The 12,611-nt window shown below is 63.0% G+C and carries 11 protein-coding genes and 1 pseudogene; 11 read left to right on the top strand and 1 reads right to left on the bottom strand.

Annotation, left to right across the window (positions count from 1 at the left end; all coding sequences use genetic code 11):
• The first annotated feature begins 13 nt into the window (after window positions 1-13).
• From AC0V7N_RS00145 to trmB, 5 genes and pseudogenes are all read left to right on the top strand, one after another.
• Window positions 14-484: a VOC family protein gene (locus AC0V7N_RS00145; RefSeq protein WP_475453664.1), complete on the top strand. Its 471-nt coding sequence runs from the start codon at window positions 14-16 to the stop codon at window positions 482-484.
• A gap of 162 nt (window positions 485-646) precedes the next feature.
• A complete protein-coding gene (lnt, locus tag AC0V7N_RS00140) occupies window positions 647-2,236 on the top strand; it encodes an apolipoprotein N-acyltransferase (RefSeq protein WP_475453662.1) in 1,590 nt (529 codons plus the stop codon).
• Between the two features lie 139 nt (window positions 2,237-2,375).
• Window positions 2,376-2,795: a helix-turn-helix domain-containing protein gene (locus tag AC0V7N_RS00135; RefSeq protein WP_027032979.1), complete on the top strand. Its 420-nt coding sequence runs from the start codon at window positions 2,376-2,378 to the stop codon at window positions 2,793-2,795.
• 168 nt (window positions 2,796-2,963) lie between these two features.
• The gene (gene metK / locus AC0V7N_RS00130) at window positions 2,964-4,229 is read left to right on the top strand and encodes a methionine adenosyltransferase (protein ID WP_258585952.1); all 1,266 of its coding nucleotides are present in this window, start codon (window positions 2,964-2,966) and stop codon (window positions 4,227-4,229) included.
• A gap of 24 nt (window positions 4,230-4,253) precedes the next feature.
• Window positions 4,254-4,954 (top strand): annotated as a pseudogene (gene trmB, locus AC0V7N_RS00125) (tRNA (guanine(46)-N(7))-methyltransferase TrmB).
• 28 nt (window positions 4,955-4,982) lie between these two features.
• Here trmB and AC0V7N_RS00120 read toward each other — a convergent pair.
• Complete coding sequence (locus tag AC0V7N_RS00120; protein ID WP_475453658.1) at window positions 4,983-5,147, bottom strand: hypothetical protein; 165 nt, start codon at window positions 5,145-5,147, stop codon at window positions 4,983-4,985.
• A 289-nt stretch (window positions 5,148-5,436) separates the two neighbouring features.
• Here AC0V7N_RS00120 and rimP point away from each other — a divergent pair, with 289 nt between their 5' ends.
• From rimP to truB, 6 genes are all read left to right on the top strand, one after another.
• Window positions 5,437-6,084 (top strand): ribosome maturation factor RimP, encoded by a 648-nt coding sequence (gene rimP / locus AC0V7N_RS00115; RefSeq protein WP_475453656.1) that lies wholly within the window; start codon window positions 5,437-5,439, stop codon window positions 6,082-6,084.
• Between the two features lie 49 nt (window positions 6,085-6,133).
• A complete protein-coding gene (gene nusA, locus AC0V7N_RS00110; RefSeq protein ID WP_475453654.1) occupies window positions 6,134-7,729 on the top strand; it encodes a transcription termination factor NusA in 1,596 nt (531 codons plus the stop codon).
• Between the two features lie 38 nt (window positions 7,730-7,767).
• Entirely contained in the window at window positions 7,768-8,418 is a 651-nt protein-coding gene (locus tag AC0V7N_RS00105; protein ID WP_475453652.1) for an RNA-binding protein, read from the top strand.
• Entirely contained in the window at window positions 8,415-10,997 is a 2,583-nt protein-coding gene (infB, locus tag AC0V7N_RS00100; protein WP_475453650.1) for a translation initiation factor IF-2, read from the top strand. Before AC0V7N_RS00105 ends, infB begins: the two co-directional genes overlap by 4 nt.
• A gap of 173 nt (window positions 10,998-11,170) precedes the next feature.
• The gene (gene rbfA, locus AC0V7N_RS00095) at window positions 11,171-11,623 is read left to right on the top strand and encodes a 30S ribosome-binding factor RbfA (RefSeq protein WP_475453648.1); all 453 of its coding nucleotides are present in this window, start codon (window positions 11,171-11,173) and stop codon (window positions 11,621-11,623) included.
• 48 nt (window positions 11,624-11,671) lie between these two features.
• On the top strand, window positions 11,672-12,601 hold the full coding sequence (gene truB, locus AC0V7N_RS00090; protein WP_496627635.1) for a tRNA pseudouridine(55) synthase TruB: 930 nt from the start codon (window positions 11,672-11,674) through the stop codon (window positions 12,599-12,601).
• The last annotated feature ends 10 nt before the right edge of the window (window positions 12,602-12,611 follow it).

Here is a 12,611-nt window from a genome sequence, read left to right as displayed (position 1 = left end):
TTCCGCTCGCCCGATGACGATCGACGACCCGTTCAAGCACGCTAGTCTGGGGTCCGGTGTCTTCTACCGGGATCCTCGTGCCGCGCTGGCGTGGCTGGAAGCGGCTTTCGGCTTCGAGCGCAGCATGGTGGTCAGCGATGCCGCCGGAAAGCTCGTCCATGCCGAAATGCGGTTTGGCGATTGCTATATCATCGTCGATTCCGAATGGAGTGAGTATGTCGTGAGCCCGGCATCGGTCTCGGGCAAGAACACGCAATCGGTCTATGTTAGGCTCAAGGACGGCCTGGATGCGCATTGCGAACAGGCGAGGGCGGCGGGCGCTGACATAATCCAGGAGCCGACGGACCAGTTCTACGGCGAACGCCAGTACCGGGCCCGCGACCCCGAAGGCCATGTCTGGACCTTCACCCAGCCTATCCGTTCCGTTTCCCGCGAAGAGGCCGAGCGGTTGAGCGGCCTGCGTATCGAGGGCTGGCACCGGTAGAGCAATTCCAGGAAAAGTGTGAAACGGTTTTTCCGTCCGGAATTGCGTCAAAAAATGAGATAAAGCAGCGATCGGGTCATCGCGGCTGACAGGCCGGCGTTTGGAGCACGGGCCGCGGCCTGATAAATCTTGCGTCCTGATTCGCGCGACTCGGAAGTATGCATGGAGCGCCTGGCCGGCCGGATAATTCTGCTTTGGGGTTGGCGGCGCGCGCTCGTGGCGTTTCTTGCAGGCGCCCTGGCGGTGCTTGGCCAGGCGCCCTATGATTTTTTTGCCGCTTGTTTCATCTCGTTTCCGCTGCTGGTCTGGCTGCTCGACGGCGCGACCGGCGAGGTCTCCGGCAGCCTGTTCCGGCGCTTGCGGCCGGCCTTCGCCGTCGGTTGGTGGTTCGGTTTCGGCTATTTTCTCGCCGGTCTCTGGTGGATAGGCTCCGCGCTGCTGGTCGAGGCCGACGACTTTGCCTGGGCGCTTCCCTTCGCCGTGATCGGCATTCCCTTCGCGCTCGCCTTTTTCTACGGCTTCGCAACGATGGTCGCCCGGCTGCTGTGGAGCAGCGACATCGGCCGCATCGCCGCCCTTGCCTTCGGCTTCGGGCTGACCGAGTGGCTGCGCGGGTTCCTGTTCACCGGCTTTCCCTGGAATGCCATCGGCTACGCGGCGATGCCGGTGCCTCTTCTCATGCAGAGCGTGTCGGTGACCGGCATGATCGGCATGAACGTGCTTGCCGTGTTCCTTTTTTCCTTGCCGGCGCTGCTGGCGGCGCGCCGGCACCTTCGCTTGGGCGCCGCACTGTTCGTCGCGCTTGCATCAGCCCATGCCGGCTTCGGCTATGTCAGGCTCACCGCCCCTGAAAAGCCGGCGGAGCGCAGCCTGGATGTCCGCATCGTCCAGCCTGCCGTCGACCTCAGTGAAAAATGGGACGCCTCGGTGCGCGACCGCATCTTCGCCACTTTGCTCGGCCTGTCGGCCAAGGCGCCGGACCCCGGTCACGGCAAGCCACAACTCATTCTCTGGCCGGAAACCTCGGTGCCGTTCCTCTTCACCGAGCGACCGGACGCGTTGACGGCGCTGGGCGACATGCTGGCCGACGGCCAGATGCTGATCGCCGGCGTCGTTCGCGAGGAAGGCGGCTCGGCGGCCGCCGACAGCCGCTATTACAACTCCGTGGTGGCGATCAACGACAAGGGCGAAATCGCTGACGCCGTCGACAAGGTCCATCTGGTGCCGTTCGGCGAATACCTGCCTTTCGCCGACCTGCTTAACCGTTTCGGCATCGCGCAGCTTGTCGCCGGTCCGGTGACCTTCGCCGCCGGCAACGAGCGCCACGCCATCACGCTGCCGGGCGGCCTCCGTGCCCTGCCATTTATCTGCTATGAGGTGATCTTTCCCGATCTTGTGGCAGTTGACGCTACGTCAGCGCAGCTTATTGTGAACGTTACCAATGATGCCTGGTTCGGGGACACGCCGGGACCGTATCAGCATTTCAGGCAGGCCCAGATTCGTGCGGTGGAGAACGGATTGCCCTTGCTGCGTGCTGCCAACAACGGCATCTCGGCCGTCGTCGATCCACACGGGCGCATCGTCGATGCGTTGGCGATCGACGCGCGCGGAGCCATCGATGTGAAGGTGCCGATTTCCGGACAGACGGTCGTTTCCCCGGGCCAGCGGCGCATTAACGGAATGCTGATCATGTTGCTGTTTGCGCTCGTGGGGGCGCTGTTGAACGTAAGGCAAAGGCTACGGGTGAATTGACAGTCGACACATTAGAAACTCATACTGTATCGCCTGAAAATTTCTCGAAGCCGGTGGATCGTTCTGTTGGGGCAGTCGCCTCCGGCTTTGTTTGGGCGGGAAAAAAATCACAAAGCCGAAAAAATTCGGCGAGGAAAAAATGACAGAAGAAAACAAGAAGAAACCGAATCCCATCGACATCCACGTTGGAAGTCGCGTCCGGCTTCGGCGCAACATGCTCGGAATGAGCCAGGAAAAGCTGGGCGAGAATCTCGGCATCACATTTCAACAGATCCAGAAATATGAAAAGGGCACCAACCGCGTCGGCGCCAGCCGGCTGCAGGCGATAGCCTCCATACTCGGCGTGCCCGTTGCCTTCTTTTTCGAGGATGCGCCTGGCCAGGAAGCGGTGGCCGGCCGTGGCTTTTCGGAGGACGCATCGATGGCTTTCGCCGTTGAGTTCTGCGGCAGTCCCGAAGGCCTTCAGCTCAACCGGGCCTTCGTCAAGATCGCCGACGTCAAGGTGCGCCGCAGGATCATCGACCTGGTGAAGTCGCTCGCCGCAGACGATCTCGACTGACCCTCAATGCGCCTCGAACCGGCGGCATTCGCCGCCGGTGGCACAAGATATCGACATCGACAGTCGTGCCAGAATGGCGGCAACGCTTGACGAGCGGCGCTTTGCCCCGCTAACACGTGGCGCGCCAAAATCGGCAGCCTGCCGATCGTTTTTCAAGAGGGGACACCCGTGACGCGGCAGAACTACTTCTTTACCTCGGAATCCGTTGCCGAGGGCCATCCCGACAAAGTCTGTGACCGGATCTCCGACGAGATTGTCGATCTGGTCTACCGCGAAGCCAAGAAGACCGGCATGGACCCATGGAAAGTCCGTGTCGCCTGCGAGACCTTGGCGACCACCAACCGTGTCGTCATCGCCGGCGAAGTGCGCGTCCCCGAGACGCTGCTGAAGAAGGACAAGGCCGGCAATATCCTCAAGGATGCGGCCGGACATTCGATCATCAACCCAGCCAAGTTCAAGTCGGTCGCCCGCAAGGCGATTCGCGAGATCGGCTATGAACAGGCCGGTTTCCACTGGAAGACCGCCAAGATCGAAGTCCTGCTGCATGGCCAGTCGCCCGACATCGGCCAAGGCGTCGACAACGCCGCCGACCGCCAGGGCGAAGAAGGTGCCGGCGACCAGGGCATCATGTTCGGCTATGCCTGCCGCGAGACGCCGGACCTGATGCCGGCGCCGATCTACTACAGCCACAAGATCCTCGAACTTCTGGCCGCCGCCCGTCACGAAAACAATGGCGAGGCCGGCAAGCTCGGCCCGGACGCCAAGAGCCAGGTCACTGTCCGCTACATCGACGGCAAGGCCGCCGAGGCAACGCAGATCGTGCTGTCGACCCAGCATCTCGACGCGACTTGGGATTCGAAGAAGGTTCGCAAGGTCGTGGAACCCTACATCCGCGAGGCATTGGGCGACCTCAAGATCGCCGACGATTGCATGTGGTACATCAATCCGACCGGCAAGTTCGTCATCGGCGGCCCGGACGGCGATGCCGGACTGACCGGCCGCAAGATTATCGTCGACACCTATGGTGGCGCTGCTCCCCACGGCGGCGGCGCGTTCTCGGGCAAGGACACCACCAAGGTCGACCGTTCGGCGGCTTACGCGGCGCGCTATCTGGCCAAGAATGTCGTGGCGGCGAAGCTTGCCGACCGCTGCACCATCCAGCTTTCCTACGCCATCGGCGTCGCCCAGCCTCTGTCGGTCTATGTCGACCTGCACGGCACCGGCAAGGTCGACGAGGCAAAGCTCGAGGACGCGCTGCGCACCGTGATGGACCTGTCGCCGTCAGGCATCCGCCGCCATCTCGACCTCAACAAGCCGATCTACGCCAAGACGTCGTCTTACGGCCATTTCGGCCGCAAGGCTGGCCGCGACGGGTCTTTCTCCTGGGAAAAGACCGATCTCGCCAAGGCGCTTAAGGATGCTGTCGCGGCCTGAGCGCCACGACAGACCTGCGACCAGATGAGCCCGCAAGACAGGCCAAGCCGTGCGACCGAAGCTTTTTTCGGTCGCCGGCGCGGCAAGCCCGTTCGCCCGCAACAGGCAGCGGCCTTGGAAAGCGGGCTTGGCGCTTACCGACTCGATTGACGGCTGAAGCGCCGTCGGATCTGCGCACTCTGTTTGAAACTGACGTTTCGGCTGTCCGGCTCGAGATCGGCTTTGGCGGCGGCGAACATCTTCTGCACCGGGCGATCGAGGCGCCGGCGACAGGCTTCATCGGCGTCGAGCCCTTCGTCAACGGCATGGCCAAGATGATGATGGCGGTGCGGGCAAGGCCACTGCCCAATCTCGGGGTCCATGACGACGACGCCACCCGGCTGCTCGATTGGCTGCCGCCGGCCTCGCTCGACGGCATCGACCTTCTCTACCCCGATCCCTGGCCGAAAAAGAAGCACTGGAAGCGGCGTTTCGTCAGCCCGGTCAATCTCGACCGTTTCGCGCGCGTCCTGAAGGCGGGTTCAAAATTCCGCTTCGCGTCCGATATCGACACGTATGTGAACTGGACGTTGCTGCATTGCCAGGCGCATGCCGCCTTCGCATGGCAGGCCGCGGAGGCGGCGGACTGGCACCGTCCCTATGATGGCTGGCCGGGCACGCGTTACGAGGCGAAGGCCATTCGCGAGGGCCGGCGGCCCGCCTATCTGACCTTCGTCAGGAAATAGGCGACTCACGCCGCCTATCCGCAGATCTCTAGAAACGGCCGATCCTGTTGAAAATAGCCGGATCCATACCGAGTTTGTGCAGATCGTCGGAGCGCGGCTTGCGGCCGGCTTCCACGGCACGCGACGCTGCGACCGCGCTGCCGAAAGTGGTGAAGAGATCGCCCAAGGCGGTAAATAGTCTGCGGTTGCTCATGATCTTGTCCTTTCGCACGCCACCGCGTGCCCGTTCAGTTCGTGTCGTGGCTAACAAATAAGAGCGCCCTGCCGGCTCTCACAGGGGGATTACCGCATGGCGGCCATGCGCCTGGAGCAATGCTGATGCTGTCAGGGCTTTTGCCGGCCCGGCACGGCGGGCTTGAAACACCGGCCGTGTTCGTTTATATCAGCCTCAAATTCTTGGTCGGTATGACGAAGAGTGGGTCCACCCGGTCCCGCTCTTTTTATTACCTGCCGATAGGTTCGAAACGAACGACAGGTACTTGATGACTGCAACGGCAAGCGAAGGTGACGACCGCATCATCCGCGAAAGCGGCATCGATGCGCGCATTGCGCTGATCGTCCAGCCGGTGCTGCGCGGCATCGGCTTTCGCCTCGTGCGCGTGCATCTGTCGGGCCAGAACGGGCTGACGCTGCAGATCATGGCCGAACGCGAGGACGGCACCATGACCGTCAAGGATTGCGAAGAGGTCAGCCGCGCGGTGTCGCCGGCGCTCGACGTCGATGATCCGATCGAAAAGGCCTATCATCTCGAAGTCTCTTCGCCCGGCATCGACCGGCCGCTGGTGCGCAAATCGGATTTCGTCACCTGGACCGGTCACCTGGTGAAGATGGAAACATCGGTCGTCGTCGCCGATCGCAAGCGCTTCAAGGGCAAGATCGCCGAGGCGGGTGAGAACGATGTGCTGATCGAGCGCGACAAGGCGGCCTATGGCGAGGAGCCGACGGTGCGCGTGCCCTATGACGCGATCGCCGATGTGCGGCTGATCCTTACCGACGACCTCATCCGTGAGGCGTTGTCGAAGGACAACCGGGCGCGCAAGGAAGCCAAGAAACGTCGCGGCGAGCCGGACGACGACGTGCCCGAGGGTACGGAAGCGGACGCCACGGAAGAACACGAACAGGAAAGTTGATTGAGCTGCCGGGCGTAAAAGTCCGGCAAACAGGCTCGGGAGAAAAAACATGGTTGTAAGCGCCAATAGACTTGAACTGCTGCAGATTGCCGACGCGGTCGCGCGTGAAAAGTCGATCGACAAGTCGATCGTCATCGCCGCCATGGCCGATGCGATCCAGAAGGCGGCGCGCTCGCGTTATGGCCAGGAAACCAACATCCGCGCCGACATCAACCCGAACACCGGCGAGATGAAGCTGCAGCGGCTGATGGAAGTGGTCGAAAAGGTCGACGACTACGCCACGCAGATCGCCATTTCCTCGGCCCGCGAGCGCAATCCCGACGCCCAGCTCGGCGACTTCATCGCCGAACAGCTGCCGCCGATGGATTTCGGCCGCATTGCCGCCCAGTCGGCCAAGCAGGTCATCGTGCAGAAGGTGCGCGAGGCCGAGCGTGACCGCCAGTACGACGAATACAAGGACCGCATCGGCGAGATCGTCAACGGCACGGTCAAGCGCGTCGAATACGGCAACGTCATTGTCGATCTCGGCCGTGGCGAGGCGATCATCCGCCGCGACGAGCTGATTCCGCGCGAGAATTACAAGTACGGCGACCGCGTCCGCGCCTATGTCTACGACGTGCGCCGCGAGCAGCGCGGCCCGCAGATATTCCTGTCGCGCACCCATCCGCAGTTCATGGCTAAGCTCTTCACCATGGAAGTGCCGGAAATCTATGACGGCATCATCGAGATCAAGTCTGTTGCCCGCGATCCGGGCTCGCGCGCCAAGATCGCCGTCATCTCGCGGGATAGTTCGATCGATCCGGTCGGCGCCTGCGTCGGTATGCGCGGCAGCCGCGTCCAGGCCGTCGTCGGCGAATTGCAGGGCGAGAAGATCGACATCATTCCGTGGTCGCCTTCGGCCGCCTCCTTCATCGTCAATGCGCTGCAGCCGGCGGAAGTCGCCAAGGTCGTGCTCGACGAGGACGCTGAGCGCATCGAGGTGGTGGTTCCCGACGATCAGCTGTCGCTGGCCATCGGCCGCCGCGGCCAGAACGTGCGTCTCGCCTCGCAGCTCACCGGCTGGGACATCGACATCCTGACCGAGGCCGAGGAATCCGAGCGCCGCCAGAAGGAATTCGTCGAGCGCTCGGCGCTGTTCATGGAAGCCCTCGATGTCGACGAGATGGTCGGCCAGGTCCTGGCCTCAGAAGGCTTCACCAGCGTCGAGGAAGTCGCCTATGTCGACTCTGGCGAAATCGCCTCGATCGACGGCTTCGATGAAGACACAGCTTCGGAAATCCAGACCCGCGCCCGCGAGTATCTGGAGAAGATCGAGGCCGAGCATGACGACAAGCGCAAGGCACTGGGCGTGACGGACGAATTGCGCGAGATCCCCGGCATCACCACCGCCATGATGGTGACGCTCGGCGAGGACGGCGTGAAGACCATCGAGGATTTCGCTGGCTATGCCGCCGACGACCTGACCGGCTGGAAGGAACGCAAGGACGGCGAGACCAAGGTATTCCCGGGCGTGCTCGCCAATCACGGCGTGTCGCGCGCCGATGCCGAGCAGATGGTTCTCAATGCCCGCCTCAAGGCCGGCTGGATCACCGAAGACGAGCTTGCAGCCGAAGAAGTGTCGGCTGACGAAGCCGTTGGTGCGTGAGGTGAAACCGCATCGCACAGAACCCGCCCCTGGACGAGATGAACGATCGCACCTGCATCGTCACCCGCAAGCAGGCCGAACCGGATGATCTGATCCGGTTCGTCGTCGGCCCGGATTCGGCCGTCGTTCCTGATCTCAAGAGAAATCTGCCCGGCCGTGGTTGCTGGGTGAGCGCCGACCGCCTACATATCGACAAGGCGGCGGCCAAGAACCTTTTTGCCCGCGCCTTCAAGGCACAGGTGGTCGTGCCGCCCGATCTTGGCGGCATGGTCGATGGGCTGCTTTCCAGATCCGCTCTGGGCATGCTGGGTCTCGCCCGCAAGGCAGGCGCGATTTCTCTTGGTGCTACCAAGGTAGAGAGCGCGGTGCGCGGCGGGCTGGCGCTTTTCGTGCTCCACGCAACCGAAGCGTCCGACGACGGCGTGCGCAAGATCAGCCAGGCGCGACGGGCGACCGTCCATCTCGGCGGCCCTTCCATCCTTGCCTACAAACTTTTCTCCGAGGCCGAGTTGAGCTTGGCATTGGGGGGCACAAATGTGATACATGCTGCCGTCCTCGCGGGAGACGCGGGTAAGGCGGTCCAGAAGCGCATGGTTGCGCTCGACCGATATCGGGGCGGTACCCCGGACGATCTGGCAATGCTTGCGGCCGTTGCTGACGAAGATGAGCCCGCAGAGGATATGGAATGAGCGATACGAAATCGGGCGACGACAATACGCTGAGTGTGACGCCGAAGAAGACCTTGACGCTGAAGCGCCCCGGCATGGAGCAGGGCACAGTGCGTCAGAACTTCTCGCACGGCCGCACCAAGCAGGTCGTCGTCGAAACCAAGAAGCGCAAATTTTCGATGCCCGGCGACAAGCCGGAGCCGGTCGCGGCTCCCGTCTTCACACCGAAGCCGGTGGTTGTGGCCGCGCCTGTCGTGCAGGAAGCGCCAAAGGCGCCACCTCCTCCTCCGCCGCGGCCAGCACCAGCTCCGGTCGAACGCGGCGGTATGGTGCTGAACGAATTGTCGCGCAGCGAAATGGAAGCGCGCCGCAGGGCGCTTGAGGGGTCGAAGGTCCGCGAGGTCGAAGACCGCCAGCGCGCCGCCGAAGACGCCAAGCGCCGCGCCGATGACGAAGAGCGCCGCAAGCGTGAACGCGAGGACTCCGCGCGCCGCCAGGCCGAGGAAGAGGCACGGTTGCAGACCGAGGCCGAATCCCGCCGCCGCGCCGAGGAAGAGGCGCGCCGCCGCGCGCCGCAAGCCGCTGAATTGGCAACCGCCGATGACGAGGAAGAGGTCAAGCCGAAGCGGGCTGTAGCCGGTGCGCCAGTGCGCCGTCTGGTCACGCCCGAAGTGGCGCGTCCGGCCAAGCCGACCAAGAGCGAGGAAGACCGCCGTCGTGGCAAGCTGACGCTGAATTCCGCGCTATCCGACGAGGATGCGCGGGCCCGTTCGCTGTCGTCGATGCGTCGTCGCCAGGAAAAATTCAAACGCGCGATGCACAATGAGCCGCGCGAGAAAGTCATGCGCGAAGTGATCCTGCCGGAGACCATCACCATCCAGGAACTGGCGCAGCGCATGTCCGAGCGTGCGGTCGATCTGGTGAAGTACTTCATGAAGCAGGGCCAGATCCTGAAGCCGGGCGACGTCATCGACGCCGACACGGCCGAGCTGGTCGCCACCGAATTCGGCCATACGGTCCGCCGCGTTGCCGAGTCCGACATCGAGGAAGGCCTGTTCAACATCGCCGACAATAGCGAGGACCTGGTGTCGCGTCCGCCTGTCGTGACCATCATGGGCCATGTCGATCACGGCAAGACCTCGCTGCTCGACGCGATCCGCAATGCCAATGTCGTCTCCGGTGAAGCCGGCGGCATCACCCAGCATATCGGCGCCTATCAGGTCGAGAAGAATGGTCACAAGATCACCTTCATCGACACGCCCGGCCACGCCGCCTTCACGGCGATGCGCGCCCGTGGCGCCCAGGCCACCGACATCGCCATCCTGGTGGTGGCGGCCGACGACAGCGTCATGCCGCAGACGATCGAATCGATCAGCCACGCCAAGGCGGCCGGCGTTCCGATCATCGTGGCGATCAACAAGATCGACAAGCATGATGCCGATCCGCAGAAAGTACGCTCCGAGCTGCTGCGTCATGAGGTCTTCGTCGAATCCATGGGCGGCGAAGTGCTGGACGTCGAGGTGTCGGCGACCAAGGGCACCAATCTCGACAAGCTGCTCGAGGCGATCCTGCTGCAGGCCGAAATCCTCGACCTGAAGGCCAATCCGGACCGTACCGCAGAGGGCGTCGTCATCGAGGCGCAGCTCGACAAGGGCCGTGGCCCCGTCGCCACAGTGCTGGTGCAGACCGGTACCTTGATGCCCGGCGACATCCTCGTTGCCGGTAACGAATGGGGCCGCGTGCGTGCGCTGGTCAACGATCGCGGCGAACAGATCAAGGAAGCGCCGCCGGCGATGCCGGTCGAGGTGCTCGGCCTTCAGGGAACCCCGCAGGCCGGTGACCGCTTCGCCGTGGTCAACAACGAGGCCCGCGCCCGCGAGATCACCGAGTATCGCCAGCGTCTGGCGCGTGAGAAGGCGGTGGCCAAGCATGCCGGCCAGCGCGGCTCGCTCGAACAGATGATGTCGCAGCTGCAGACGAGCGGGCTGAAGGAATTCCCGCTGGTCATCAAGGGCGACGTGCAGGGTTCGATCGAAGCCATCAACGCCGCGTTGGACAAGCTCGGCACCGACGAGGTGCGTGCGCGCATCGTCCATGCCGGTGCCGGTGCCATCACCGAAAGCGATGTGTCCCTGGCGGAGACTTCGGGTGCGGCGATCATCGGCTTCAACGTCCGTGCCAACGTGCAGGCACGTGCCGCAGCTGCGGCCGCGGGCATCGAAATCCGCTATTACTCGATCATCTACAATCTTGTGGATGATGTGAAGGCGGCTCTGTCGGGCCTGCTGTCGCCGGAGCGTCGCGAGACCTTCATCGGCAATGCCGAGATCCTCGAGATCTTCGACATCACCAAGGTCGGCAAGATCGCCGGCTGCCGTGTCACCGAAGGCAAGGTCGAGCGTGGCGCGGGCGTGCGCCTGATCCGCGACAACGTCGTCATCCACGAAGGCACGTTGAAGACGCTCAAGCGCTTCAAGGACGAGGTTTCGGAAGTCCCCGGCGGCCAGGAGTGCGGCATGGCCTTCCAGAACTACGAGGACATGCGCGTCGGCGACGTCATCGAGTGCTTCCGCGTCGAGATGGTGACCCGGACGCTTTGAGTTCGCGTGACTTGTCCATGCCAGGCGGTGGTCGAATGACCGCCGCCTGGAGTTTATTGTGAAATTACGCATCGTGCTTTTCGAAACCGAATTCGATTTCGGGCCGGTGCGTTGACATATGAGACATGCGGCACGGTCCTATCCCGCGCCTCACGCTTTCAGGATTGAGAAAAATGCCCCGTCCAACCACATCCAGCCCGTCCCAGCGTATGCTGCGCGTTGCCGAACAGGTGCGCCATGCGCTCTCCGAAACCTTGCAGCGCAGTGAGATCATCGATCCGCTGATCGAGAACACCGTCATTTCGGTGTCGGAAGTGCGTATGTCCACCGATCTGAGGGTCGCTACCGCATTCGTCTCGCCGCTTGGCGCCAAGGATACCGACGCAGTGGTCGAGGCGTTGAACAAGCATGCGAAATTCGTCCGTGGCCGTGTCTCGGGCGCACTGCGGCAGATGAAGTTCATGCCGGAGTTCCGCTTCAAGCTCGACACATCCTTCGACAATTTCGCCAGGATCAACGATCTCCTGAAGTCGCCCGAGGTGGCGCGTGATCTGGGTGCCGAGGGGCAAAACGACGACGACCAGGCCAAAGACGACAAGGCCAAAGATATCAAGGACAGCGAATAATGGGGCGTCGCGGCAAGAAAAAAGGGCCGGCCGATCTCGGGCTGGGTGGTGCTGGACAAGCCGGTCGGCATGGGCTCGACCGAGGCCGTGTCCAAGATCAAATGGCTGTTCCAGGCGGAAAAGGCCGGCCATGCCGGCACGCTCGATCCGCTGGCGTCCGGCATGCTGCCTATCGCGCTCGGTGAAGCGACCAAGACCGTGCCTTACGTGCAGGACGGCGCCAAGATCTATCGCTTCACCGTTGCCTGGGGCCAGGAGCGCTCCACCGATGATCTTGAAGGGCCGGTGACGAAGAGTTCCGATCTGCGTCCGGCGGAAGCCGAGATCAAGGCGCTGCTGCCGAAATACACCGGCGTCATCATGCAGACGCCGCCGCAATTCTCGGCCATCAAGATCGCGGGCGAACGCGCCTATGACCTCGCCCGCGAAGGCGAGACGGTCGACATTCCCGCGCGCGAGATCGAGATCGGGCGTTTGGATGTCATCGAGCACCACGCCGACGACACCGTTTTCGAGGTCGAATGCGGCAAGGGCACCTATGTGCGCTCGCTGGCCCGCGACATGGGTCGCGACCTCGGCTGCTTCGGCCATATTTCCAACCTGCGCCGGGTCGAGGTCGAGCCGTTCACGCCGGAGGATTTCGTCACCATCGCCGAACTCGAGGCGGCTCGCTTCGGCGTGCAAGGCGAGGACAAGCCTGAGTCTGCCGACGATGCTGATGCAATTGAAGTGCCGGTGGACTTCGGCGCCATCGACGCGCTTCTTGTCGATACCTCAGCAGCTCTCGACTGCCTGCCGCAGATCGCCATCAGCGACGATGCGGCGACAAAGATCCGGCTTGGCAACCCGGTCATCATTCGTGGACGCGATGCGCCTGTCGAGGCGGAAGAAGCCTGCGCGACGGCACGCGGCAAGCTGGTTGCCATCGGCGCGATCGAGCAAGGCATGTTCAAGCCCAAGCGGGTCTTTGCCGGCTGACAGCTCTCGG

This window comes from Mesorhizobium kamtschaticum (assembly GCF_056174585.1).
Note: the sequence above shows the minus strand (reverse complement) of the source record. Positions and strands in the feature narration are given on the sequence as shown.

Coding starts and splice junctions, on each gene's coding strand:
- AC0V7N_RS00145 (WP_475453664.1), top strand. CDS start 14: ATGACGATCGACGACCCGTTCAAGCACGCTAGTCTGGGGTCCGGTGTC.
- rbfA (WP_475453648.1), top strand. CDS start 11,171: ATGCCCCGTCCAACCACATCCAGCCCGTCCCAGCGTATGCTGCGCGTT.
- AC0V7N_RS00135 (WP_027032979.1), top strand. CDS start 2,376: ATGACAGAAGAAAACAAGAAGAAACCGAATCCCATCGACATCCACGTT.
- infB (WP_475453650.1), top strand. CDS start 8,415: ATGAGCGATACGAAATCGGGCGACGACAATACGCTGAGTGTGACGCCG.
- rimP (WP_475453656.1), top strand. CDS start 5,437: ATGACTGCAACGGCAAGCGAAGGTGACGACCGCATCATCCGCGAAAGC.
- nusA (WP_475453654.1), top strand. CDS start 6,134: ATGGTTGTAAGCGCCAATAGACTTGAACTGCTGCAGATTGCCGACGCG.
- lnt (WP_475453662.1), top strand. CDS start 647: ATGGAGCGCCTGGCCGGCCGGATAATTCTGCTTTGGGGTTGGCGGCGC.
- AC0V7N_RS00120 (WP_475453658.1), bottom strand. CDS start 5,147: ATGAGCAACCGCAGACTATTTACCGCCTTGGGCGATCTCTTCACCACT.
- AC0V7N_RS00105 (WP_475453652.1), top strand. CDS start 7,768: ATGAACGATCGCACCTGCATCGTCACCCGCAAGCAGGCCGAACCGGAT.